The sequence below is a fragment of the Teichococcus aestuarii genome, assembly GCF_042651065.1.
GTDB classification, from domain to species: Bacteria; Pseudomonadota; Alphaproteobacteria; order Acetobacterales; family Acetobacteraceae; genus Pseudoroseomonas; species Pseudoroseomonas aestuarii.
Genome location: NZ_JBHSCH010000038.1, coordinates 1 through 22,699, shown reverse-complemented (window position 1 = coordinate 22,699; position 22,699 = coordinate 1). Strand labels below are relative to the sequence as shown.

Genomic DNA, 22,699 nt, shown 5'->3' with positions numbered 1-22,699 from the left:
CAGCGCCGGAATGGCATCATTTTCAAAATGAATTTGGATAATGGTGTTGTTCAGCCTGACGAAATACCGGATTCGCCAAGGCGACGAGGCGCGCGACAGGCGTGACTGGCCAGCGGCGCGGGATGCCTATGCAGCGGCCCTCCGGCGCCAGCCTTTCCTGACAGCAATCCGGGTGCAGTATGGCCACGCCCTGAAGGAATCGGGTGATGTGCAGGCCGCATTGGCGGCGTACCGGCAGGCGGAGGCCTCGCGGCCCGATGATGCCGATATCCACTTGCAGATCGCCCATGCCCTTAAGTTGCTGGGCCAGCCGGCCGAAGCCCTCCAGCATTACAGGAAGGCCTGTGAACTCGATCCCGCCTGCGCCGATGCCAAGCGGGAGGTGGCCCAACTCAGGCAGGTTCTGCGGCCGGCCATCCCGGGCCTGCCAACCCATCTGCGCTACGTGAATATTGGCACCACCAGCATCTGCAATGCCTCCTGCCTGCATTGCCCGACCGGGAAGGCAGAGACCGGCCATGTGCCGCGCCAGCACATGCCGATGCCGCTCTATCACGCCATCATGGATGGCATCGCCCAGCTTGGTATCCCGATCGCCCGCCAGATCAGTTTCGGCCTTTTTGGCGATTCTCTGGTTGATCCTCATATCGTGGCCCGCACCGCCTATGCCCGGAAGCTCTTTCCGGAGGTTGAGATCGTGCTGAATACGAACGGCGCGGCTTTTCATGCGGAGCGCCACGGTCAACTCCGCGCCTCGGATGCTATCCTTTCCCTGCACTGCGAATCTCTGTCGGAGGAGACCTATAATCTGCTGATGAAGCCCCTGCGCTTCAGCCGGGTCTTTCCGAAATATGCTCAGATCCTCGCAGCGTTCCCCGGGCGGGTTCATGTCAGCGTTCCCGTCAGCCGCCTGAATCAGCAGGAACTGCCGGCCATTCGCCGCTGGTTCCTGGAGAACGGCGCAAGAAGCGTGACCTTCGACCCCCTTAGCAGCCGCTGCGCCGAGGATCGCGGCCTCTTCGAATCTCTCGCGTTGAACCCGAAGAGAATCCGCTGCGGGCCGACGGTCGTGGACGACCTGATCATCGATGCCGATGGCAGGGTGATGATCTGCTGCCAGGATTTTCAGCGCATCGTGCCCATCGGGGAGATGGCAGCCGGCACGCTGCGTGAGGTTCTGGCCGATCCAAGGCGGGAGGATGTTCGTGCCAAACTGGCCGCGCGCCGGCACGACGAGATCGCCACCTGCAGCCGCTGCTATGGCGACCTGCGCGCCAGCAAGAAGCCGGTTGCGGATGCAGCCGGGATGATGGCCACGACGGCGCCGTGAAGTGGCGGCCGGTGGCGCTTCAGATCCTGTCACTCGACAGGAAGCGAACGCCCCGGCTCCGCAGACGCTCCGTCCCCGCCGCGGTCGCCTCCGGCGTGATGCCGCGGCAGGCATCCTCCACCAGCACAACCTGGTAGCCGAGTTCCGCCGCATCCTCCGCGCTGAAATCCGTGCAATAGCCGCGCGCCAGACCGGCGATGAAGACGCGCGTGATGCCGCGCGCGCGCAGGTAGCCGTGCAGCCCGGTGGGGGTGCGCCGGTCGTTCTCGCGGAAGGCCGAGTAGCTGTCGATGCCGCGCCGGAAGCCCTTGCGGATGACCATCTGGAGGCCGCGCGTCTCCAGCGCCGGGTGCAGCGCGGCGCCCGGCGTGCCCTGGACGCAGTGGTCCGGCCAGAGCACCTGCTCGCCATAGTCCAGCATGACGGTCCCGAAGGGCTGCTTCCCGGGGTGCTGGCTGGCGAAGGAGGCGTGGTCCGCCGGGTGCCAGTCCTGCGTCGCGGCGATGTTGGCGAAGCGCGGCATCAGCCCGTTGATGACCGGCAGCACCGCGTCGCCCTCCGGCACGGGGAGCGCGCCGCCGGGCATGAAGTCCGGCTGCACGTCCACCACCAGCAGCAGGTCGGTTCCGGTTATCATGCGGCGCGCTTCGCGATGCCGCCGGATTCCAGGATGAAATCGGCGATCTCGGCGACACCCTGCAATGCCTTGAGGTTGGTGAAGATGAAGGGGCGCTGGCCGCGCATCTTCCTCGAATCCCGGTCCATCACGCCGAGATCGGCGCCGACGAGCGGGGCGAGGTCGATCTTGTTGATCACCAGCAGGTCGGAGCGGGTGATGCCGGGGCCGCCCTTGCGCGGGATCTTGTCGCCGGCCGAGACGTCGATGACGTAGATGGTGAGGTCGGCGAGTTCCGGGCTGAAGGTGGCGGCCAGGTTGTCGCCGCCGCTCTCGATCAGCAGGATCTCGAGGCCCGGGAAGCGCGCCTCCATCTCCGCCACGGCGGCGAGGTTGATCGAGGCGTCCTCGCGGATGGCGGTGTGCGGGCAGCCGCCCGTCTCGACGCCGATGATGCGCTCCGGCGCCAGCGCGTCGTTGCGCGTCAGGAACTCGGCATCCTCGCGCGTGTAGATGTCGTTGGTGATGACGGCGATGTTGTGCGTGTCGCGCAGGTGCTTGCACAGGCGCTCGGTCAGCGCCGTCTTGCCGGAGCCGACGGGGCCGCCGATGCCGACGCGGAAGGGGCCGTTCGCAGGAGCGATCATGAGCGGAAGAGCCTCGTGTATTGCGTCTCGTGGCGCATGGAGAAGAGGTCGAGCACGGGGGCGGCGCTGCCCAGCCGCTCCGGGTCGGCGGCGAGGGCGGCCTCCGTCGCGGCTTCCAGGACGGGCAGCAGGGCGGCTGTCGTGATCTGCCCGTCTGTCTGGCCGAGCGGCACCAGCCGCACGCCGGCCGAGACAAGATTGGCCGCGAAGGCGGAGAGGAAGCCGAACAGCGCCATGCGCAGCGGCAACCCGTGCCACGCCGCGGCGGCACCGAAGGCCACCGGGTGCGCGACGCTGCCCCCCTGGCGCGCGGTGAAGGCGGCGAGCCGCGCATCCGGCCAGGCGGCGTTGGTCACCTTCAGGAAGGCGGTGCCCTGCGCCATGGTCTCCAGCGCCGTCTCGGCGGTGCCGCGCCAGGCGGCGGCGAGCTCCGCCACCGCATCCAGCGCCGCGTCGTCCTCCGCGCTGGCGGCGCGGTGGGCGGCGGCGAGCAGCGCGCCGTCGATGCGCCCGGCACCAGCCTCCAGCACCGCGCCGATATAGTCGGCGAGGCCCTGTCGGTCGCGCACCGCGCCGTCCTCCACCGCCATCTCCAGCCCGTGGCTGTAGGTGTAGGCGCCGACCGGATAGGCGGGCGAGAGCCAGGTGAGCAGGCGCTGTAGCGCCTCCCCCTCAGTGATGGTGGTGGTGGCCGTCGCCATGGTCGTGGCCGTGCTCGTGGTGGTGATGGCCGGCGTGGCGGTTGTGCTCGCCATAGGCGCCGCCTTCGGGGTTGAAGGGTGCCTCCACCCTGGCCAGGGTAGCGCCGAGACCCAGCAGCATCCGCTCGATGACATGGTCCGCGCGTATCAGGATGCGCTCGGCGCCGATCTCGGCGGGGAGGTGGCGGTTGCCGAGATGCCAGGCCAGGCGCATCAGGTGCAGCCCGTCCCGCGCGCGGATCTCTATCAGTGGCTCCGGCGCGGCGCGCACGAGGATGACGCCGCCGCCTTCCAGCAGCAGCCCGTCGCCATCGCGCAGCACGGTGGCCTCGGGCAGGTCGAGCAGGAAGCTGGTGCCGCGCTCACCGGTGTAGCGCTTGCGGCGGCGGTGGCGGTCGTCGAAATCCACCGTCACGGCGTCGCGCGCTGTGCGGGCCTGCCATTGCCCGGCGGGAAGGATCTGCGTGGCGCGGGGAAGGGTGGCTTCATTCATCGCGTTCGTCGTCTCCGCCAGGACCAGCAGCTTGCAGAAAAAAGAAGGGGGTCTGGGGGAATTCATTCCCCCAGCCTTCAGAACAAAAAGTACCGCTGCGCCATCGGCAGCACCTTGGCCGGCTCGCAGATCAGCAACTCGCCATCGGCCCGCACCTCGTAGGTCTCGGGGTCGATCTCGATGCGCGGCAGGGCGTCGTTCAGCACCATGTCCCGCTTGCCGATGCGGCGGGTGTTCGCCACCGGCAGCAGCGCCCGCGCGAGGCCGAGCCGCCCGGCGAGGTCGCCACTCTCCAGCGCGGCGGCGGAGACGAAGGTGACGGCGCTGGCGTTCATCGCCTTGCCATAGCCCGCGAACATCGGGCGGTAATGCACCGGCTGCGGCGTCGGGATGGAGGCGTTGGGGTCGCCCATCGGCGCCATGGCGATGCTGCCGCATTTCAGGATCATCTCCGGCTTCACGCCGAAGAAGGCCGGGCTCCACATCACCAGATCGGCCAGCTTGCCGACCTCGAGGCTGCCGACATGCGCCGAGATGCCCTGCGCGATGGCCGGGTTGATGGTGTATTTGGCGATGTAGCGGCGGATGCGGAGATTGTCGTTCTCGCCCTGCTCGCCGGGCAGGCGGCCGCGCTGCAGCTTCATCTTGTGCGCCGTCTGCCAAGTGCGGATGATGACTTCGCCGACGCGGCCCATCGCCTGGCTGTCGGAGGACATCATCGAGATGGCGCCGAGGTCGTGCAGGATATCCTCGGCGGCGATGGTCTCGCGGCGGATGCGGGACTCCGCGAAGGCCACGTCCTCGGCGATGCGCGGGTCGAGGTGGTGGCAGACCATCAGCATGTCGAGATGCTCGTCCACGGTGTTCACCGTGTAGGGCATGGTCGGGTTGGTGGAACTTGGCAGGAAGTTCGGCTCGCCGATGACGCGCAGGATGTCCGGCGCGTGGCCGCCGCCGGCGCCTTCGGTGTGGAAGGCCTGGATGGCGCGGCCGCCGATGGCGCGGATCGTCTCCTCGACGAAGCCGCTCTCGTTCAGCGTGTCCGAGTGGATGGCGACCTGGATGTCGAACGCGTCCGCCACCCGGAGGCAGGTGTCGATGGCCTTGGGCGTGGTGCCCCAGTCCTCGTGCAGCTTGAGGCCGCAGGCGCCGCCACGGATCTGTTCCTCGAGTGCCTCCGGCCGGGCGGCGTTGCCCTTGCCGAGGAAGCCGAGATTCATCGGGAAGCTCTCGGCCGCCTGGAGCATCCGGGCCATGTGCCACGGCCCGGGCGTGGCCGTCGTCGCCAGCGTGCCATGCGCCGGGCCGGTGCCGCCGCCGAACATGGTGGTGACGCCCGAGGCCAGCGCCTCCTCGATCTGCTGCGGGCAGATGAAGTGGATATGCGGGTCGATGCCGCCCGCCGTCAGGATGCGCCCCTCGCAGGCGATGATCTCGGTGCCCGGCCCGATGACGATGTCCACCCCCGGCTGGGTGTCCGGGTTGCCGGCCTTGCCGATGGCGGCGATGCGCCCGTCCTTGAGGCCCACATCGGCCTTGTAGATGCCGCTGTGGTCGATGATCAGCGCGTTGGTGATGACGGTGTCCATCGCGCCGCCCGCGCGCGTCACCTGGGACTGCCCCATGCCGTCGCGGATCACCTTGCCGCCGCCGAACTTCACCTCCTCGCCATAGGTGGTGAGGTCGCGCTCCACCTCGGCGAAGAGTTCAGTGTCGGCCAGGCGCACGCGGTCGCCCGTGGTGGGGCCGTACATGCCGGCGTAGGAGGCGCGGGAGATGCGGTTGGCCATGCTCAGAGCGCCCCCTCGACAAGGCCGCGGAAGCCGTGCGCCACGCGCCCGCCGGCATAGGGGATCAGCCGCACCACGCGGCTCTGCCCCGGCTCGAAGCGGATGGCGGTGCCGGCGGGGATGTCGAGCCGCAGGCCGCGGGCGGCGGCGCGGTCGAAGTCGAGCGCCGGGTTGATCTCGAAGAAATGGTAGTGGCTGCCGACCTGCACGGGGCGGTCGCCGGTGTTGGCGACCGTCATCTCCACCGCCTCGCGGCCGGCGTTCAGCACGATCTCGCCGGGGGCGGGGATGATCTCTCCGGGAATCATGGCGCCGCTCCTCAGCGGATGGGGTTGTGGACGGTGACGAGCTTGGTGCCGTCGGGGAAGGTGGCCTCCACCTGGATGTCGTGGATCATCTCGGGGATGCCCTCCATCACCTGCGCGCGGGTCAGGACGGTGGCGCCGTCGCGCATCAGCTCGGCGACCGTGCGGCCATCCCGCGCGCCCTCCACCACATGGTCGGTGATCAGCGCGATGGCCTCCGGGTGGTTCAGCTTGACGCCGCGCGCCAGGCGCTTGCGGGCCACCTCCGCCGCCATGGCGATCAGCAGCTTGTCCTTTTCGCGGGGGGTCAGGTGCATGGGGCCATCCCTGGAATGGTGGGGCGCATTGTGGCGCGGGGTTGCTCAGCTCGTCCACAGCCGGGGCAGGGACGGGGCAAGGCCGAGCACGCCTGCCCGCAAAAGCGGCAGCGCGGCGGAGAGCGCGCCGCGCACCGCCATGGCCTCGCCCAGCCAGCGGGCCAGCAGCAGGCCGGGGCGGGGCAGCGTCGCGGCATGGCCCGCCTCGCGCAGCAGGGCGCGCCCGGCCTCCGCCTCGGCCGGGCAGCCGGCGAGCAGCAGCAGGGCGCCGGCACCCGCGCCGCCGAAGCCGAAGCGGTGGCCGAGCCACGCGCCGGGGGCGGGGCCGAGGTCGGTGGCGTCCGCCCAGTCCAGCCGGCCGCCGCGCCAGAGGCGCCAGGAATCGAACAGCGCGCCGCTCTCCAGCCGCTCGCCCCGCGCGGCGCGGCCGAAGACCAGCATCTCGGCCGCCAGCAGCCGCGCCCCGGGGGCGAGGCGCGCCTCCATGCGGCGGGCGAGACGGGCGCCGTCGAACAGGATGGTCTCCTGCGGCAGCCATTCCAGCGTGGCGCCCTCGGCCACCGTGAGGGTGGTGGCGATGCGGCTGTCATCGCCCAGGCTGCGGTAGATCTTCTCGGCCGCGGGCGTGGTGATCCCGGCGGTGCCCTCCGCGGCCAGTTCCACCGCCACCTCCAGCGAATCGCCCCCTGCCAGCCCGCCGCCGACATTGACCAGCGCCGCCATGGGCGGCTCGCCCGGCTCCGGGGTGGGGAAGAGCACGCGCAGCGGCGCGGCGTGGTAGAGATGGCGCAGCACCGTGCCGCGCGGCGTGTGCGCGAAGCCGAGCTCGGCCCGGCCATGGGCGCGCTGGTGGCGGGGGAGGGGCGCGGTCATGCGCGCCCGTTCTGGCAAGGCATCCATCGGCCGGGACGCCAGCAAGAGCCGTGCCGCATCATCCGCCCAGCACCCGCACCGCCAGCGCCGCGGCCGAGGCGCGGTTCTCGACGCCGAGCTTGGTGAACACCGTCTCCAGATGCTTGTTCACCGTGCGCGGGCTCATCACCAGGATCTCGGCGATGTCGCGGTTGCTCTTGCCGCGGGCGAGCCAGAGCAGCACCTCCGCCTCCCGCGCGGTCAGGCCCAGCCGCTCGCGCAGCCGCGTCTCCTCGGCGCGCGGGTCGGTGGCGGTGACGCGCAGCAGCATCTCTTCGGGCGCGATCTGGCCGACATGGTGGAACTCCACCTGCCGCCCGTCCGGCAGCCGCACGGCGGGCAGGCGCGGCATCTCGCCCGGCGCGAGCGGCGCCCAGCCGGGCAGGCGCAGCCCGGCCGGCGCGTCCGCCTCCCCCGTGGCCCCGGCGGCGCGCAGCAGCCCCGCCGCCTGCGGCGTGGCCCAGAGCAGGATGCCCTCGCGGTCCACCGCCAGCAGGAAGCGCCCCGCCACGTCGAGCGCCGCATGGGCGCTGCGGGTGAGGCGCGCATTGGCGAGGTGGGCGCTGATGCGCGCCACCACCTCGTCCGGCACCACGGGCTTGATGACGTAGTCCACGCCCCCCGCGTCGAAGCCGCGCACCACATCCTCGCTCTCGGTCAGGCCGGTCATGAAGATGACGGGCACGGAGAGCAGCGTGGCGTTGCGCTTCATGCGGCGACAGGCCTCGAAGCCGTCCATGCCGGGCATCACCGCATCCATCAGCACGATGTCGGGGGTGATGCGCTCGATGACAGCCATGGCGGCGGCGGCGGATTGCGCCACCAGCACCATGTAGCCCGCACCCTCCAGCGTGTCGTTCAGGAGGCCCAGCGTGCCGGGGGCGTCGTCCACCACCAGCACGATGTCGCGCCGTTCCACCAGGCTCATTCCGCATCCTCCGGCCGCGGCTTCGGAGGGTCCGCCTCCGGCGATGGCCCCTGACGGGTCGCCTCCGGCGATAGCTCCCGATGGGCCGCCTCTGGCGATGGCTCCGGAAAGGCCGCCTCCGGCGGCAGGGCAGCGAGGAAGGCGTCCAGCCGGTATTCGGAGACATGGCCGCGCAGCACGGCGATGGCGGTGGCGGCCTCGGGGCATTCCGCCTCCAGCGCGTCCAGCCGCTCGCGGATGCCGCCCACATAGCCGATGGCGGCGAGCTGGCGGAGATTGGCGGCCTGGGCCGGCGTCAGCCGCGCCGCGGCGCCGGCGGGCGGGGCGGGCGGCGGCTCGGCCTCGGCGAAGGTCCAGGTGATGCCGAGCAGCACGCCCACCTTCTCCAGCAGCGCCGGGATGGAGAGCGGCTTGGGCAGCACGTCGTCATGGTGGCGGGTGCCGTCGCGCCGGCCGGGCGGCGGGCCGAGCTCCAGCGCATTGGCCGAGACCATGATGATGGGCGCCTCCTGGAGCGCCTCCTCGCGCAGGCGGCGGGCCAGCTCCCAGCCCGTCATGCCGGGCATGGCGATGTCGAGCAGGAACATGTCCGGGGCGCGGTCCTCGGCCAGGCGCAGGCATTCGGCGCCATCGGCCGCGAGGCGCACGGTGAAGCCGAGCGGGGCGAGCAGGTCGGCGATCAGGGCACGGTGGGCGGGGTCGTCATCGGCCACCAGCACGTCGAGGCGGCGCGCCCCGGCGCGGCCGGTGACGCGCCGCTCGGGCAGGACGGGCGCGCCCACCTTGCCCGAGAGCAGCAGCCGCACGCGGAAGGTGCTGCCTTCCCCGAGCGTGGAGCGGACGGAGATCTCGCCGCCCATCACCTCGGTCAGCGTCTTGGTGATGGTCAGGCCGAGGCCGACGCCGGGGGTGGAGGGGGCGTGGCTGTTCTCGCCGCGCTGGAAGGGCTCGAAGATGCGGGCGAGGTCCGCCTCGGCGATGCCGATGCCGGTGTCGATCACCGCGAACTCGGCGACCTCCGAGCGGAAGCGCAGCCGCAGCGTGACGCCGCCCGCGCGGGTGAACTTGATGGCGTTGGAGAGCAGGTTGATGAGGATCTGCCGCAGCCGCCGCTCATCCGTGTGCACCACCTCCGGCATCCGCTCCGGCGCGTCGAAGCTGAAGGCGATGCTCTTGGCCTCGGCCTGCAGGCGCAGCATCTGCACGATCTGGTCGAGGAACTCGGGCAGGCGCACCTCGTCGCGGTACAGCTCGATCCGCCCGGCCTCAATCTTGGAGATGTCGAGCAGCCCCTCGATCAGCGCCGCCAGATGCTCGCCGCTGCGGCGGATGGTGCGCACACCGTCGCGCCGCCGCTCGGGGATGGCGGGGTCGCGCTCCAGCAGCTGGGCGTAGCCGAGGATGGCGTTGAGCGGCGAGCGCAATTCATGGGAGATGCCGATGACGTAGCGGCTCTTGGCCTGGTTGGCGCGCTCGGCCACCTCCTTGGCCTTCTGCAAGGCGGCGTCGGTGCGCTTGTGGGCGCGGATCTCGCTCATCAGCAGGCTGGTCTGCCGGCGCGTCTCCTCCTGCGCCACGAGGCGGGACTGGCGCGCCAGCACCAGCGTCCAGGCGACGATGCCGCCGATGACGGCGAGCACGAAGAAGGCCTTCCAGAAGGCGGTGTCGAGATGCGGGCTGCCCGGCGTCTGCGCGCGGATGCCGAGGAAGACGAGGCTGATGGTGGCGACGAAGGCCAGGAACACCACCATGAAGGAGCCGACCGGCGTGGTCAGCGCCCGCATCACGCCCTCCGGCAGGGCGGCGCGCAGCGGCGTCATGATCTGCGCCGAGAGCCGGGCATGCGGCTTGCAGCCATCGCCGCAGCGGGCGTCGAGCGTGCAGCAGAGCGAACAGATGGGGCCGGTGTAGACGGGGCAATAGGCCATGTCGCGCGGCTCGAAGGCGTGCTCGCAGATGACGCAGCGCAGGTCGGGGCGCGCGGCCCAGGCGGCGCGCGGCTTGCGCGCCAGGTAGTAGCGGCCGCCGGTGGCCCAGGCCAGCGCCGGCGCTGCGGCGAAGGCCACCCCGAAGGCGATGAAGGTGGCGAAGGCCTGCGGCCCGGCGCCGAGCGCGCCGTAATAGGCCAGGAAGGAGGCCAGCACCGAGAGCGCCATGCTGCCGACGCCCACCGGATTGACGTCGTAGAGATGCGCGCGCTTGAACTCGATGCCCGGCGGGCTGAGGCCGAGCGGCTTGTTGATGGTGAGGTCGGCCACCAGCGCGCCCATCCAGGCCGCCGCCACGTTGGAATAGACGAACAGCACCTGCTCGATGGTGTTGTAGACGCCAAGCTCCATCAGCAGCAGCGCCACGGCGATGTTGAACACCAGCCACACCACCCGCCCCGGATGGCTGTGCGTCAGCCGCGAGAAGAAATTGGACCAGGCGAGCGAGCCGGCATAGGCGTTGGTGACGTTGATCTTGATCTGCGACAGGGCGACGAACGCCGCCGTGACCGCCAGCGCCACGCCGGGCGAGGCGATCAGCGCGCCGAAGGCCAGGCGGTACATCTCGGCCGGCTGCACCGCCTGGGTGGCGGAGAGGCCGGCCTGGAGCGCCGCATAGGCAAGGGCGGAGCCGGCCAGGAGCTTCAGCACGTCGAAGGCGATCCAGCCGGGGCCGCCGGCCAGCAGCGCCGTCCACCACACCCAGCGCTTCTGGGTGTCGCGCGGCGGGAGGAAGCGGATGTAGTCCACCTGCTCCCCCGTCTGGGTGATCAGCGCGAAGAGGACGGAGGCGGCGGCGCCGAAGGCCAGCAGGTCGAACCCCGCGCGGCCCTGCTCGCCCGCATAGTGCGTCCAGCCTTCCAGCCAGTCCGGATGCGCCACCAGCAGGGCGATCAGCGGCAGGACGTTGAGCACCAGCCAGACGGGCTGCGTCCAGGTCTGCACCCGGCTGATGAAGGTGATGCCATGCGTGACCAGCGGCACCACCACCACGGCGGAGGCGAGATAGCCGAGCCAGAGCGGCACGCCGAAGAAGCTCTCCAGCATGTCCGCCAGGATCACCGCCTCGATGCCGAAGAAGATGAAGGTGAAGCTGGCATAGATCAGCGAGGTGACGGTGGAGCCGATATAGCCGAAGCCGGCGCCACGGGTCAGCAGGTCGATATCCACCCCCGCCCGCGCCGCGTTCAGGCAGATGGGCAGGCTGGCCACGAAGATGAGCGCCGAGACGAAGAGGATGGCGGCGACGCTGTTGGTGAAGCCATAGGCGACGGTCAGCGCCCCGCCGATCGCCTCCAGCGCCAGGAAGGAGATGGAGCCCAGCGCCGTGTTGGCCACCCGGAAGGCCGACCATTTGCGCGCGCTGACCGCGGTGAAGCGCAGCGCGTAGTCTTCCATCGTCTCGTCGGCGACCCAGCGGTTGTAGTCGCGCCGGATGCGCAGGATGCGCTGGCGGGTGGCCATATCGGGGGCTGCGGGGTCCAGGACGAAGCGGGGAGAAAGCGGGGCAGCGGGAGAATGAGACGGGGGGAGAGTGGGGCGGGGGCGGAGGCAGCGTCAAGCGCCGCCCGCCTACGTCATTTGACGTATACGATTCCGCGGGAAGTGACCGGAGATTGGCGCCCACACGCCAGGCGGCTCCCCGCCGCCCGCAGGAGAGCGACCGATGATCCACCGGACCCCCTTCTCTCGCCGCGCCCTGCTGGCCGGCGCCGCCGGCACGCTGGCGCTGCCGGCCATCCGCCCCGCCCTCGCCCAGGGCAGCGGGCCGATCAAGGTGGGGGTGCTGCACTCCCTCTCCGGCACCATGGCGATCAGTGAGACGGCGCTGCGCGACACGGTGCTGATGATGGTGGAGGACATCAACGCCAAGGGCGGGCTGCTCGGCCGCAAGGTCGAGGCGGTGGTGGTGGACCCCGCCTCCAACTGGCCGCTCTTCGCCGAGAAGGCGCGCGAGCTGCTCCAGGTGCACAAGGTGGACGTCACCTTCGGCTGCTGGACCTCGGTCTCCCGCAAGTCGGTGCTGCCGGTGTTCGAGGAGCTGAACGGCCTGCTGTTCTACCCCGTGCAGTATGAGGGCGAGGAGCAGAGCAAGAACGTCTTCTACACTGGCGCCGCGCCGAACCAGCAGGCGATCCCGGCCGTCGAGTACCTGATGAGCGACGATGGCGGCGCCGCCCGCCGCATCGCGCTGCTCGGCACGGATTACGTCTATCCGCGCACCACCAACCGCATCCTGCGCGCCTACCTGAATTCGAAGGGCATCGCGGATGGGGACATCCTGGAGGAATACACGCCCTTCGGCCATTCCGACTGGCAGGGCATTGTCAGCCGCGTGAAGGCCTTCGCCAACCAGGGCAAGAAGACGGCGATCGTCTCCACCATCAACGGCGACGCCAACGTGCCCTTCTACCGCGAGTTGGGCAACCAGGGCATCAAGGCCGAGGACATCCCCTCCGTCGCCTTCTCGGTGGGCGAGGAGGAGCTGGCCGGCATCGACACCAGGCCGCTGGTCGGCCACCTGGCCGCCTGGAACTACTTCATGAGCGTCGAGAGCCCGGTGAACACGGCGTTCAAGGCGATGTGGGCCAGCTACATCAAGAACCCGAAGCGCGTCACCAACGACCCCATGGAGGCCACCTACACCGGCTTCCGGATGTGGGCGCAGGCGGTGACGCAGGCCAAGACCACCGCGGTCGATGCCGTGCGCACCGCGATGTACGGCCAGAAGGTGGAGGCCCCCTGCGGCTACACCGAGGAGATGTTCGACAACCACCACCTGTCGAAGCCCGTGATGATCGGCGAGATCATGGAGAACGGCCAGTTCAACGTCGTCCACAAGACGCCGACGGCGATCAAGGCCGAGAACTGGTCGCCCTTCATTCCCGAGAACGCCAACCGCCGCAAGGGCTGAGCCCCCCTCCTGACTGACAGAAAAAAGATTGGGGGGTGCGGGGGGAAATTCCTTTCCCCCCGTCTTTTCTTTGCCGCGAGGGAAACCGATGCTGCGATCACTCCTGGTCCTGCTGTTGCTGCTGGCCGCGCCGGCCCGCGCGCAGGACGCCTTCACCGATGCGCTGAGGGGCCTCGGCGGCAATTTCCAGTCCCAGGCCGAGGCGGTGGAGAAGCTCGGCGCGCTGGGCGACCCGCGCGCCCTGCCGCTGCTCCAGGCGCTGGCCGAGGGCCGCCTGGCGAAGACCGCCGACGGCACCGTGCAGCTCCGCGAGGGCGATGCCGGCGAGCCGGTGCGTATCAACAACCGGGTGCGCGTGGCGCTGCGCGGCGCGCTGGGCCGGCTGCAACTGCTCTCGCCCGTGGAGGCGGAGCGCGCCGCCGCGGCGGACGGCCTGTTCCGCAGCCGCAGCCCCGAGAACATCCTGCTGCTGGAGGATGCGCTGGGGCGTGAATCCTCGCCCGCCGTGCGGGAGCGGATGGCGCTGGCACTGGCCGCCTCGCGCCTCGCCGCGCCGCAGGAGGGGGTGAAGCGGCAGGGCATCCTGGTCCTGGCCGAGGGTGGCTCGGCCTTGGCGCGCGGCCTGCTGCTGGAGGCGCGTGCCGCCCATCCGGCCCTGGCGCCCGAGATCGATGCCGCCATCGCCGCCATCGACCGGCGGCTGATGCTGAAGACCGCCGCCGAGACCGCCTTCCAGGGCCTCTCGCTCGGCTCCATCCTGCTGCTGGCGGCGCTCGGCCTCGCCGTCACCTTCGGGGTGATGGGCGTCATCAACATGGCGCATGGCGAGATGGTGATGCTCGGCGCCTACACCACGGTGATGGTGCAGGAGGCGCTGCGCGGCATCCCGGCCCTGGCGCCGCTCTCCCTGCCGCTCTCGGTGCCCGCCGCCTTCCTGGTGACGGCGGCGGTGGGGGTGGCGCTGGAGCGCGGGCTGATCCGCCATCTCTACGGCCGACCGCTGGAGACGCTGCTGATGACCTTCGGCGTCGGCATGATCATCCAGCAGGCGGTGCGGCTGATCTTCGGCGCGCAGAACCGCGAGGTGCTGAGCCCCGCCTGGATGCAGGGCACGCTGAGCCTGCCCGGCGGCATCGAGATCACGCAGAACCGGCTCTGGATCATCCTTTTCGCGCTTGCCGTGCTCGGCATCACCATCGCCGCCATCCGCTTCACCCGCTTCGGGCTGGAGATGCGGGCGGTGGTGCAGAACCGGCGCATCGCCGCCACCATGGGCATCCGCACGGGGCGGGTGGACGCGATGACCTTCGCCTTCGGCTCCGGCATCGCCGGCATGGCGGGGGTGGCGGTGAGCCAGATCGACAATGTCTCGCCCAATCTCGGCACCGGCTACATCATCGACAGCTTCATGGTGGTGGTGTTCGGCGGCGTGGGAAGCCTCGCCGGCACCATGATCGGCGCCTTCACCCTGGGCATCGTCAACAAGATGCTGGAGCCCTGGGCGGGCGCGGTGCTGGCCAAGATCGCCGTGCTCGTCGGCATCATGCTGTTCATCCAGCGGCGGCCGAAGGGGCTGTTCGCGCTGAAGGGAAGGGCGGCCGAGCAATGAGCGCCACCATCTCCATGGGCCAGCGCCTGCGCCCCGGCTCCGCGACCATCCTGCGCGGCATCCTGCTCGCAGGCTTGGCCATCCTGGCCATGCTGCCGGTGCTGAACCGGCTGCCTCCCGAATCCGCGCTGTATGTCTCGGATTTCGTCGTCTCCGTCTCCGGCAAGTGGATCTGCTACGCCATCCTGGCGCTCGCCATCGACCTCGCCTGGGGCTATGCGGGCATCCTCTCCCTGGGCCACGGCGCCTTCTTCGCGCTGGGCGGCTATGCCATCGGCATGCACCTGATGCGGATGATCGGGCCGCGCGGCGTCTATGGCCACCCCGTCCTGCCGGATTTCATGGTGTTCCTCGGCTATACCGAGCTGCCCTGGACCTGGTGGGGGTTTTCGAGCTTTCCCTTTGCCTTCGCCATGGCGCTCGTCGTGCCGGGGCTGCTGGCGGGGGTGGTGGGCTACCTTGCCTTCCGCAGCCGCATCACCGGCGTCTATCTCAGCATCATCACCCAGGCGATGACCTATGCGCTGATGCTGGCCTTCTTCCGCAACGACATGGGCTTCGGCGGCAACAACGGCTTCACCGACTTCAAGGAACTGCTGGGCATGCCGCTGAACACCAGCGGCGCCCGCGCCCTGCTGTTCTACGCCGCGCTAATCGCGCTCGGCGGGGCGCTGCTGCTCTGCGCGCATCTCACCCGCTCCAAGCTCGGCCGCGTGCTGGTGGCGGTGCGCGACGCCGAGAGCCGGGTGCGCTTCCTGGGCTACGACACGGTACGGGTGAAGCTCACGGTGTTCGTCCTCTCCGCCATGCTGGCGGGGCTTGCGGGGGCGCTCTACACGCCGCTCGTCGGCATCATCAACCCCGGCGAGTTCAGCCCCGGCAACTCGATCGAGGCGGTGGTGTGGGTGGCGGTCGGCGGGCGCGGCACGCTGGTGGGGGCGCTGGTCGGCGCCTTCTCGGTGAACGCCATCAAGACCTGGCTCACCTCCTTCGCGCCCGACCTCTGGCTGTTCGTCCTCGGCGGGCTGTTCGTGGCGGTGACGCTGTTCCTGCCGCGCGGCATCGTCGGCCTGCTGCACAGGGGAGACGGCAAGTGAAGGGCGCGCGCCTCTACCTCGATGGCGTCTCGGTCGTGTTCGACGGCTTCCGGGCGCTGAACAACCTTTCCCTCATCGTCGAGCCGGGCGAATTGCGGGCGATCATCGGCCCCAACGGCGCCGGCAAGACGACGATGATGGACATCATCACCGGCAAGACCCGCCCCACCGCCGGCACCGTCACCTTCGGCGAGCGGGACCTGACGAAGCTGGACGAGGCGACCATCGCCAATCTCGGCATCGGCCGGAAATTCCAGAAGCCCACGGTGTTCGACGCGCTGACGGTGTTCGAGAACCTGGAGCTGGCGCTGAAGGCGCCGCGCGACCCGTGGTCCTGCCTGCGCTGGGTGCTGGGCCAGGAGGCCCGCAAGAAGATCGAGGCGACGCTGGAGGAAATCGGCCTGGCCGACCGGGCGGCGGACCGCGCCGCCATCCTCTCCCACGGCCAGCGGCAATGGCTGGAGATCGGCATGCTGCTGATGCAGGAGCCGCAACTGCTGCTGGTGGACGAGCCGGTGGCCGGCATGACCGACCAGGAGACGGAGCACACCGCCGCCCTGCTGCGCCGCATCGCCGGCAGCCGCAGCGTGGTGGTGGTGGAGCACGACCTCGAATTCGTCCGCGCGCTGGGCGAGAAGGTCACCGTGCTGTGCGAGGGCGCGGTGCTGTCCGAAGGCAGCATCGACCATGTGCAGAACGACCCGCGTGTCATCGAAGTCTATCTGGGGCGCTGAACGATGCTGCGTGTTGAGAACATCGATCTCTTCTACGGCGCCAGCCGGGCGCTGCGCGGCGTTTCCCTCGGTGCCGATCCTGGCTCCATCACCTGCGTGCTGGGGCGCAACGGGGTCGGCAAGTCCTCGCTGATGCGCGCCATCGTCGGGCTGGAGCGGATCAGGGGCGGGCGGATCGTCTGGGAGGGGAAGGATGTCTCCACCCTCTCCGCCGCCGACCGGGCGCGGGCGGGCATCGGCTACGTGCCGCAGGGGCGGGAGATCTTCCCGTTCCTCACCGTGCGGGAGAACCTGGAAACCGCGCTGGCCGCCGCGCCGCGCGGCGCCAAGGTGCCGGACGACATCTTCGAGCTGTTCCCCATCCTGAAGCAGTTCCTGCGGCGACGGGGGGGCGATCTCTCGGGTGGGCAGCAACAGCAGCTCGCCATTGCCCGCGCGCTCACCGCCCGGCCCCGCCTGCTGATCCTGGACGAGCCGACCGAGGGCATCCAGCCCAATGTCATCAAGGACATCGCCCGCGTTATCAGCCTGCTGGCCCGCAGCCGCAACATGGCGGTGGTGCTGGTCGAGCAGTATTACGAGTTCGCCCGCGAGTTGGGGGACCAGCTCGCCATCATGGTGCGGGGGGAGGTGGCGCTTTCGGGCCTCTCCGGTTCGCTGGAGGAGGAGGCTGTGCGGCGGCTGCTGACGGTGTAAGTCCTTCTTTTTCTGAAGAAAAAGAAGCAAAAAGACTTTTCGAGTTTGGCGTCCGCTTCTCCACCAGCGCCACGCCAACTGACAAAAGTTTTTTGGTTCTTTTTTCCAAAAAAGAACCTCTCCCTTCTCCGGCTTCCCCCGCAACTGAAACATGCTATAGCAGTTGCCGTGCAAACCCTCCTGCTCTCCGCCGACGATCTCGCCTCGCTCGCCACCCGCGTCTATGTGCGGCTGCGCGATGCCATCGCCGAGGGGCGGCTGGTGGCGGGGGAGCGCCTTTCCGAGCGCGGCCTGGCCGAGAGCTTCGGCGTCTCGCCCGCGCCGGTGCGGGATGCGCTGCACCGGTTGGAGGCGGAGGGGCTGGTCACCACCCTGCCGCGACGCGGCAGCTTCGTGGCCGATCTCGGCCCGGCCAAGCTGCGCCAGATGGGCCGGCTGCGCGCCGCGCTGGAGGGGGTGGCCGCGGGCTTCGCCGCCGAGCAGGCGACGCCCGTCCAGGCCGCGGCCCTGCGCCGCCACCTGCACGCGGTGCGCGACGCCACGCAGGCCGGCGACCTCGCCGCCCTGGCCGCCGCGAACGATGCGCTGCACGCCGCCATCCTCGCCATCGCCGACCATGCCGTGCTGGCGCGCCACCTGGAGGCGCTGCGCGGCTACGACCATGTCACGCGCCGCCGCATCCTCGCGGCCGCGCCGGAGGAACCGCGCCGGGCCTTGCGCGAGCACGCCGGCATCGTCTCCGCCATAAGGCGGGGGGATGCCGCGCGCGCCGAGGCGCGGATGCGCGCGCACACGCTGCGCTCGCTCAGCCAGATCGTGGAGGACACCAAGTCATGACCACCCCCGTTCCCGACCGTGTGCGGAAGGCCCTCTCGGGCATCTCCGGCATCCTCGTCACGCCCTACGATGCCGAGGGCAATCCGGCGCCGGAGAAGCTGCGCCCGATCATCGCGCGCTGCGCCGCGGCGGGCGTCGATGGCCTTACCGTCAACGGCAACACCAGCGAGTTCTACAGCCTCTCCTTCGCCGAGGCGGAGCGGATGCAGGCCGAGGTGCCGGCGCTGGTCGAGGGGCGCGCGCTGGTCATCGCCGGCATCGGCCGCAGCGTGGTGGAGGCGGAGCGGCTGGCCCGCCGCGCGCCAAAGGATGGCGCCGACGCCATCATGATCCACCAGACGCCGGACCCCTTCGTCGCCCCGCGCGGCGTGGTGGAGTATGTGCGCCGCATGGCCGATGCCTCCGGCCTGCCGGTGGTGCTCTACCTGCGCAATGACGGCATCGGGCTGAAGTCCATCGAGGAGTTGTGCCGTATCCCCGGCGTGGCCGGCGTGAAGTGGGCGACGCCGAACGTGATGACGCTGGCGCACGCCATGCGCATCGTGGGCGACCAGGTGAACTTCATCTGCGGCCTGGCCGAGCCCTGGGCGCCGCCGATGACGGCGCTCGGTGCGCGCGGCTTCACCTCCGGCCTGATCAACGTGGCGCCGGAGCGGTCCGTGACGATCCGCGATGCGCTGGCGCGGGGCGACTTCGCCACGGCCAATGCCGAGATCGCCGCCATTGCCGGCTTCGAGGCGCTGCGCTCCGAGGAGCAGAACGGGACCAATGTTTCCGTCGTCAAGGAAGCGCTGAATCTCACGGGGCACGATGTCGGCCCGGCGCGCCCGCCGGCCGCGTGGCCGCTGGCGCCGGAGTCCCACGCCCGCCTGCGCGCCCTGCTGACGGAATGGGGCATGCTCAAGGCTGCCGCCGCGTAAACGGATGTGGGGGTCCGGGGGAACTCAGTTCCCCCGGCGGGGCGAGGGGCAGCGCCCCTCCCTTTCTTTGTCTTACATGGTCGCCCCGATCGGCCATGGCGCGAATTCCGCGCCGCCGAAATCGTAGTTCTCGCTCTTGGTCCGCTCGCCCGAGGCCACGCGCAGGATGAGCTGGAAGATGCGCTCGCCGCACTCCTCGACGCTCTCGCGCCCGGAGAGGATGGTGCCGCAATTGACGTCCATATCCTCCTCCATCCGCTCATACATGGCCGAGTTGGTGGCGAGCTTGATGGAGGGCGCGGGCTTGCAGCCGAAGACGCTGCCGCGCCCGGTGGTGAAGCACACCATATTGGCGCCGCCCGCCACCTGGCCCGTGGCGGCCACCGGGTCGTAGCCCGGCGTGTCCATGAAGACGAAGCCCTTCTCCGTCACCGGCTCCGCATAGTCATAGACGGCGGTGAGGTTGCTGGTGCCGGCCTTGGCCATGGCGCCGAGCGACTTCTCCAGGATGGTGGTCAGCCCCCCCGCCTTGTTGCCGGGGGAGGGGTTGCTGTTCAGCTCCGCCTGGCCGCGCGCCGCGTAGTCCTCCCACCAGCGCATCAGCCCCACCAGCTTCTCACCCACGTCGCGCGAGGTGGCGCGGCGGGTCAGCAGGTGCTCGGCGCCGTAGGTCTCGGGCGTCTCGGAGAGGATGACGGTGCCGCCATGCCGCACCAGCAGGTCGGAGGCATGGCCCAGCGCCGGGTTGGCGGTGATGCCGGAATAGCCGTCCGAGCCGCCGCATTGCAGGGCGATGGTGAGGTGGCTGGCCGGCACCTCCTGGCGGTGCACCTGGTTGGCCTCGGCCAGCACCTCGCGCACGAAGGCGATGCCGGCCTCCACCGTCTTGCGGGTGCCGCCCATGGACTGGATGTCCATGTTGCGCAGCCGGCCGGCGAGGTTCTGCTCCTCCAGCAGCCCCGAGATCTGGTTGACCTCGCAGCCGAGGCCGATGGCGATGACATGGCTGAAGTTCACGTGCCGCGCATAGCCCGCGAGCGTCCGGCGCAGGATGCGCAGGCCCTCATTGTCGCCCATGCCGCAGCCGGTCTTGTGGGTGAGCGCCACCACGCCATCGACGTTGGGGAACTCGGCCAGCGGGTCGCTGCCGGTGAAGGGGTTGCGCTTGAAGGCGTCGGCGATCAGCGAGGCGACATGCGCCGAGCAGTTCACGCTGGTGACGATGCCGATGTAGTTGCGCGTCGCCACCCTTCCATCGGGGCGGAGGATGCCCATGAAGCGGGCGGGCTCGGGCACGTAGAGCGTCGGCCGGGCGTCCACGCCCCAGGCATAGTCCTTGTCGAACTCGCCCATGCCGCAGTTCTGGGTGTGCACCCACTCGCCGGGCGCGATGGGCTGGGTGGCGAAGCCGATGATCTGCCCGTAGCGCTTCACCGCCTCGCCCGGGGCGTGCGGGCGCAGCGCCACCTTGTGCCCGGGGGGGATGCGCGCGCGGGTGACGACGTTCGGCCCCACCGGGGTTCCCTCCGGCGCGGCGCGGCGGGCGATCAGCACGCTGTCCTCGGGGTGCAGGCGGATGAAGGGCGTGTCGGCCACGGTGTCCATGTGCGTTTTCCTCCAGGGGGAGGACAGTCTAGCGCAGACGACAGGCTTGCGAAGCTTTTGTGCCGCAAGGCATAATGTCATCATACAACAAAGCCGGAGCGCCTGGAGGCGCCCGATGGGGGATGGAATGATCCGTGGCTTCCTGGCGGCCGCCACCATGGCCGCCTGCGCGCTGTTCGGCGGCACCGCCGAGGCGCAGCAGCGCCTGCGCTGGGCGCATGTCTACGAGACGGGCGAGGCCTACCACACCGAGGCGCTGTGGGCCGCCCAGCAGATCAAGGAGCGGACGCAGAACCGCTGGAACATCGAGGTGTTCGCGGCCAGCGCGCTGGGCAACGAGCCCACCATCAACCAGGGCCTCTCGCTCGGCACGGTGGACATCATCTACACCGGCGTGGCCTTCGCCGGCGCCACCTACAAGCCCATCGCCATCAGCAACGCGCCCTACATCTTCCGCGACTACGGCCATTTCGCCGCCTACCGGCAGAGCGAGCTGCTGCGCGACCTGATGGCGGGCTACGACAAGCAGACCGGCCACCGCTCCGTGGCGCTCACCTACTACGGCGCCCGCCACCTGACGGCCAACCGCGCCATCACGAAGCCCGAGGATGCGCGGGGCATGAAGCTGCGCGTGCCGCAGGCGCCGCTGTTCCTGATGTTCACCCGCTCGATCGGCGCCAACGCCACGCCGATCGCCTTCGCCGAGGTATATCTCGCCCTGCAGCAGGGCACGGTCGACGGGCAGGAGAACCCGCTGCCCACCATCCAGGCCAAGAAGTTCTACGAGGTGCAGAGCCACATCATGCTCTCCGGCCACATCACCGAGAGCATCCTGACCATCGTCGGCCGCGCCACCTGGAACCGGCTGAACGAGGCGGACCGCAAGGTGTTCGAGGAGGTGCTGCGCGAGGCGGCGACGCGCGCCAGCAAGCAGATCCGCGACGCCGAGCTGAGCCTGCCGGACTGGTTCCGCCAGCAGGGCAAGACCGTGCTGGAGCCGGACCGTGCCGCCTTCCGCGCCGCCGCCATGCCGCTGCACAACGACCAGGCCGCGGGCGCGGGCTGGACGAAGGAGCAGTATGACCGGCTGCAGGCCATCGCCTCGGCCACCAACTGAGAGGAGGGCCGGGGAGCGGGACTCCTCCCCGGCCTTCGCTGCCCTCAGGCGCCCGGTGCGTACTTGATGGCGCAGCCATAGTTGCGCGTCACCGCCCGCTCCACCGGCCGGCCGTCGGCGACGGCCAGCATGGCGTTCCAGGCCAGCGGCTCGGCCTTCGGCACGTCCTCGGCGCGGTTGGAGGCGATGCTGTCGATGCCGCCCATGTAGCGCAGCAGCCCCTCGCCATCGATGACGTACATGTGGGGCGTGGTGGTGGCGCCATAGGCGCGGGCCATGCGGCTCTCGGGGTCGAGCAGCACGGCGGCGGGGGCGGCGCCGCGCTCCGTGGTCAGCCTCCGCGCGCCGGCGCCATCCACATGCCCCTGCTCGCCGGGCGGGGAGGAGATGACGGACAGCCAGACCAGCCCGCGCCCGGCGGCCTGCTTCTGCAGGGCCTGCATGTTGTTGCTGCCGTAGTGCTTCCGCACGAAGGGGCAGTCATGGTTGGTCCACTCCAGCACAACCACCTTGCCGCGGAAATCGGCCAGGCGGCGCATCGTGCCGTCCTGGTCGGGGGCGGCGAAGTCGGGCGCGGGGGCGCCGATGACGGGCGCGGCCTGCGCCAGCCGGGGCAGGGCCGGCATCAGCACGGCGCCGAGCGGGATGGCGAGGGTGGCGCGGCGGGACAGGAACTTGGCCATGGTCGGTCACTCCATCGTCGAGAGGGGGCGTCGGGAGCCCGGTCAGCCCGGAGGCAGCGCCTCCAGCACCAGGGCTTCGGTGAGGATCTGCGGCAGCAGCGCGGGCTCGCCGCCGCCGGGCGGGTAGACGAGGTAGAGCGGCACGCCCTCCCGCCCGAAGCGGCGCAGCACGGCGGCGATAGCGGGGCCGCCATCGGTCCAGTCGCCCTTGAGGTAGGCGACGCCGCGCCGCATGAAGGCGTCGCGCACCGCCTCCGAGTGCAGTGCGACCCGCTCGTTCACCTTGCAGGTGATGCACCAGGCGGCGGTCATGTTGACGAAGACGGGGCGGCCCTCGGCGCGCAGGGCGGCCAGCCGCGCTTCCGACCAGGGCTCGGCGCCCGGTTCGGCGGCGCTGGCGCGGGTGCCGGCGCTGGCGGCGGGTGCGGTGGCCAGGGCCGGCAGCAGGGCGAGCGCCGCG

Annotated in this window: 22 protein-coding genes; 9 read left to right on the top strand and 13 right to left on the bottom strand. The window is 70.3% G+C overall.

Annotation, left to right across the window (positions count from 1 at the left end; genetic code table 11):
* Window positions 1-46: 46 nt before the first annotated feature.
* Complete coding sequence (locus tag ACFOY6_RS14755; RefSeq protein WP_379651525.1) at window positions 47-1,330, top strand: radical SAM/SPASM domain-containing protein; 1,284 nt, start codon at window positions 47-49, stop codon at window positions 1,328-1,330.
* A 19-nt stretch (window positions 1,331-1,349) separates the two neighbouring features.
* On the opposite strand, the gene pncA is transcribed toward ACFOY6_RS14755, so the two are convergent.
* The 10 genes from pncA to ACFOY6_RS14705 all read right to left on the bottom strand — a co-directional run bounded on the left by pncA (window position 1,350) and on the right by ACFOY6_RS14705 (window position 11,491).
* Window positions 1,350-1,967 carry a bifunctional nicotinamidase/pyrazinamidase gene (gene pncA, locus ACFOY6_RS14750; protein WP_379635495.1) on the bottom strand — a complete coding sequence of 206 codons (618 nt, stop codon included), beginning with the start codon at window positions 1,965-1,967 and terminating at the stop codon, window positions 1,350-1,352.
* Window positions 1,964-2,593, bottom strand: a complete 630-nt coding sequence (gene ureG / locus ACFOY6_RS14745) for an urease accessory protein UreG (protein ID WP_379651523.1) — start codon at window positions 2,591-2,593, stop codon at window positions 1,964-1,966. The genes pncA and ureG overlap by 4 nt, the downstream gene beginning before the upstream one ends.
* On the bottom strand, window positions 2,590-3,348 hold the full coding sequence (locus tag ACFOY6_RS14740; protein ID WP_456316937.1) for an urease accessory protein UreF: 759 nt from the start codon (window positions 3,346-3,348) through the stop codon (window positions 2,590-2,592). Before ACFOY6_RS14740 ends, ureG begins: the two co-directional genes overlap by 4 nt.
* Window positions 3,266-3,787 carry an urease accessory protein UreE gene (locus ACFOY6_RS14735; RefSeq protein WP_109516583.1) on the bottom strand — a complete coding sequence of 174 codons (522 nt, stop codon included), beginning with the start codon at window positions 3,785-3,787 and terminating at the stop codon, window positions 3,266-3,268. The genes ACFOY6_RS14740 and ACFOY6_RS14735 overlap by 83 nt, the downstream gene beginning before the upstream one ends.
* Window positions 3,788-3,864: 77 nt before the next feature.
* A complete protein-coding gene (gene ureC / locus ACFOY6_RS14730; protein ID WP_379651521.1) occupies window positions 3,865-5,577 on the bottom strand; it encodes an urease subunit alpha in 1,713 nt (570 codons plus the stop codon).
* 2 nt (window positions 5,578-5,579) lie between these two features.
* On the bottom strand, window positions 5,580-5,885 hold the full coding sequence (locus tag ACFOY6_RS14725; RefSeq protein WP_379635493.1) for an urease subunit beta: 306 nt from the start codon (window positions 5,883-5,885) through the stop codon (window positions 5,580-5,582).
* A gap of 11 nt (window positions 5,886-5,896) precedes the next feature.
* Complete coding sequence (locus ACFOY6_RS14720; protein ID WP_109516586.1) at window positions 5,897-6,199, bottom strand: urease subunit gamma; 303 nt, start codon at window positions 6,197-6,199, stop codon at window positions 5,897-5,899.
* Window positions 6,200-6,244: 45 nt separating this feature from the next.
* Window positions 6,245-7,072 (bottom strand): urease accessory protein UreD, encoded by an 828-nt coding sequence (locus ACFOY6_RS14715; RefSeq protein ID WP_379651518.1) that lies wholly within the window; start codon window positions 7,070-7,072, stop codon window positions 6,245-6,247.
* Between the two features lie 58 nt (window positions 7,073-7,130).
* The gene (locus ACFOY6_RS14710; protein ID WP_379651516.1) at window positions 7,131-8,039 is read right to left on the bottom strand and encodes a response regulator; all 909 of its coding nucleotides are present in this window, start codon (window positions 8,037-8,039) and stop codon (window positions 7,131-7,133) included.
* Window positions 8,036-11,491 (bottom strand): hybrid sensor histidine kinase/response regulator, encoded by a 3,456-nt coding sequence (locus ACFOY6_RS14705; protein WP_379651514.1) that lies wholly within the window; start codon window positions 11,489-11,491, stop codon window positions 8,036-8,038. The genes ACFOY6_RS14710 and ACFOY6_RS14705 overlap by 4 nt, the downstream gene beginning before the upstream one ends.
* 202 nt (window positions 11,492-11,693) lie before the next feature.
* Here ACFOY6_RS14705 and urtA point away from each other — a divergent pair, with 202 nt between their 5' ends.
* The 7 genes from urtA to ACFOY6_RS14670 all read left to right on the top strand — a co-directional run bounded on the left by urtA (window position 11,694) and on the right by ACFOY6_RS14670 (window position 18,834).
* Window positions 11,694-12,941 (top strand): urea ABC transporter substrate-binding protein, encoded by a 1,248-nt coding sequence (gene urtA / locus ACFOY6_RS14700; RefSeq protein ID WP_379651512.1) that lies wholly within the window; start codon window positions 11,694-11,696, stop codon window positions 12,939-12,941.
* An 88-nt stretch (window positions 12,942-13,029) separates the two neighbouring features.
* Complete coding sequence (gene urtB, locus ACFOY6_RS14695; protein WP_379651510.1) at window positions 13,030-14,550, top strand: urea ABC transporter permease subunit UrtB; 1,521 nt, start codon at window positions 13,030-13,032, stop codon at window positions 14,548-14,550.
* Window positions 14,547-15,647: an urea ABC transporter permease subunit UrtC gene (urtC, locus tag ACFOY6_RS14690; RefSeq protein ID WP_379635479.1), complete on the top strand. Its 1,101-nt coding sequence runs from the start codon at window positions 14,547-14,549 to the stop codon at window positions 15,645-15,647. The genes urtB and urtC overlap by 4 nt, the downstream gene beginning before the upstream one ends.
* The gene (gene urtD / locus ACFOY6_RS14685; protein ID WP_379651507.1) at window positions 15,644-16,381 is read left to right on the top strand and encodes an urea ABC transporter ATP-binding protein UrtD; all 738 of its coding nucleotides are present in this window, start codon (window positions 15,644-15,646) and stop codon (window positions 16,379-16,381) included. The genes urtC and urtD overlap by 4 nt, the downstream gene beginning before the upstream one ends.
* A gap of 3 nt (window positions 16,382-16,384) precedes the next feature.
* Window positions 16,385-17,077: an urea ABC transporter ATP-binding subunit UrtE gene (urtE, locus tag ACFOY6_RS14680; RefSeq protein ID WP_109516594.1), complete on the top strand. Its 693-nt coding sequence runs from the start codon at window positions 16,385-16,387 to the stop codon at window positions 17,075-17,077.
* A gap of 168 nt (window positions 17,078-17,245) precedes the next feature.
* A complete protein-coding gene (locus tag ACFOY6_RS14675) occupies window positions 17,246-17,914 on the top strand; it encodes a GntR family transcriptional regulator (RefSeq protein WP_379651504.1) in 669 nt (222 codons plus the stop codon).
* Window positions 17,911-18,834 (top strand): dihydrodipicolinate synthase family protein, encoded by a 924-nt coding sequence (locus tag ACFOY6_RS14670; protein ID WP_379635475.1) that lies wholly within the window; start codon window positions 17,911-17,913, stop codon window positions 18,832-18,834. Before ACFOY6_RS14675 ends, ACFOY6_RS14670 begins: the two co-directional genes overlap by 4 nt.
* 72 nt (window positions 18,835-18,906) lie before the next feature.
* Here the strand turns inward: ACFOY6_RS14670 and ACFOY6_RS14665 are convergent, their stop codons facing one another.
* A complete protein-coding gene (locus tag ACFOY6_RS14665; protein ID WP_379651502.1) occupies window positions 18,907-20,439 on the bottom strand; it encodes a UxaA family hydrolase in 1,533 nt (510 codons plus the stop codon).
* Window positions 20,440-20,554: 115 nt separating this feature from the next.
* Here ACFOY6_RS14665 and ACFOY6_RS14660 point away from each other — a divergent pair, with 115 nt between their 5' ends.
* The gene (locus ACFOY6_RS14660) at window positions 20,555-21,556 is read left to right on the top strand and encodes a sialic acid TRAP transporter substrate-binding protein SiaP (RefSeq protein ID WP_379651500.1); all 1,002 of its coding nucleotides are present in this window, start codon (window positions 20,555-20,557) and stop codon (window positions 21,554-21,556) included.
* 44 nt (window positions 21,557-21,600) lie between these two features.
* Here ACFOY6_RS14660 and ACFOY6_RS14655 read toward each other — a convergent pair whose 3' ends face one another.
* Together ACFOY6_RS14655 and ACFOY6_RS14650 are read right to left on the bottom strand one after the other, a co-directional pair.
* Complete coding sequence (locus tag ACFOY6_RS14655) at window positions 21,601-22,239, bottom strand: redoxin domain-containing protein (RefSeq protein WP_379651498.1); 639 nt, start codon at window positions 22,237-22,239, stop codon at window positions 21,601-21,603.
* 42 nt (window positions 22,240-22,281) lie between these two features.
* The coding region (locus ACFOY6_RS14650; protein ID WP_379651496.1) for a thioredoxin family protein at window positions 22,282-22,699 on the bottom strand (418 nt) is incomplete at its 5' end.

What these genes read in the sequence shown, in the direction of transcription:
- pncA (WP_379635495.1), bottom strand. Translation starts at nt 1,967, where the DNA reads ATGATAACCGGAACCGACCTGCTGCTGGTGGTGGACGTGCAGCCGGAC.
- ureG (WP_379651523.1), bottom strand. Translation starts at nt 2,593, where the DNA reads ATGATCGCTCCTGCGAACGGCCCCTTCCGCGTCGGCATCGGCGGCCCC.
- ACFOY6_RS14740 (WP_456316937.1), bottom strand. Translation starts at nt 3,348, where the DNA reads ATGGCGAGCACAACCGCCACGCCGGCCATCACCACCACGAGCACGGCC.
- ACFOY6_RS14735 (WP_109516583.1), bottom strand. Translation starts at nt 3,787, where the DNA reads ATGAATGAAGCCACCCTTCCCCGCGCCACGCAGATCCTTCCCGCCGGG.
- ureC (WP_379651521.1), bottom strand. Translation starts at nt 5,577, where the DNA reads ATGGCCAACCGCATCTCCCGCGCCTCCTACGCCGGCATGTACGGCCCC.
- ACFOY6_RS14725 (WP_379635493.1), bottom strand. Translation starts at nt 5,885, where the DNA reads ATGATTCCCGGAGAGATCATCCCCGCCCCCGGCGAGATCGTGCTGAAC.
- ACFOY6_RS14720 (WP_109516586.1), bottom strand. Translation starts at nt 6,199, where the DNA reads ATGCACCTGACCCCCCGCGAAAAGGACAAGCTGCTGATCGCCATGGCG.
- ACFOY6_RS14715 (WP_379651518.1), bottom strand. Translation starts at nt 7,072, where the DNA reads ATGACCGCGCCCCTCCCCCGCCACCAGCGCGCCCATGGCCGGGCCGAG.
- ACFOY6_RS14710 (WP_379651516.1), bottom strand. Translation starts at nt 8,039, where the DNA reads ATGAGCCTGGTGGAACGGCGCGACATCGTGCTGGTGGTGGACGACGCC.
- ACFOY6_RS14705 (WP_379651514.1), bottom strand. Translation starts at nt 11,491, where the DNA reads ATGGCCACCCGCCAGCGCATCCTGCGCATCCGGCGCGACTACAACCGC.
- urtA (WP_379651512.1), top strand. Translation starts at nt 11,694, where the DNA reads ATGATCCACCGGACCCCCTTCTCTCGCCGCGCCCTGCTGGCCGGCGCC.
- urtB (WP_379651510.1), top strand. Translation starts at nt 13,030, where the DNA reads ATGCTGCGATCACTCCTGGTCCTGCTGTTGCTGCTGGCCGCGCCGGCC.
- urtC (WP_379635479.1), top strand. Translation starts at nt 14,547, where the DNA reads ATGAGCGCCACCATCTCCATGGGCCAGCGCCTGCGCCCCGGCTCCGCG.
- urtE (WP_109516594.1), top strand. Translation starts at nt 16,385, where the DNA reads ATGCTGCGTGTTGAGAACATCGATCTCTTCTACGGCGCCAGCCGGGCG.
- ACFOY6_RS14670 (WP_379635475.1), top strand. Translation starts at nt 17,911, where the DNA reads ATGACCACCCCCGTTCCCGACCGTGTGCGGAAGGCCCTCTCGGGCATC.
- ACFOY6_RS14665 (WP_379651502.1), bottom strand. Translation starts at nt 20,439, where the DNA reads ATGGACACCGTGGCCGACACGCCCTTCATCCGCCTGCACCCCGAGGAC.
- ACFOY6_RS14660 (WP_379651500.1), top strand. Translation starts at nt 20,555, where the DNA reads ATGGGGGATGGAATGATCCGTGGCTTCCTGGCGGCCGCCACCATGGCC.
- ACFOY6_RS14655 (WP_379651498.1), bottom strand. Translation starts at nt 22,239, where the DNA reads ATGGCCAAGTTCCTGTCCCGCCGCGCCACCCTCGCCATCCCGCTCGGC.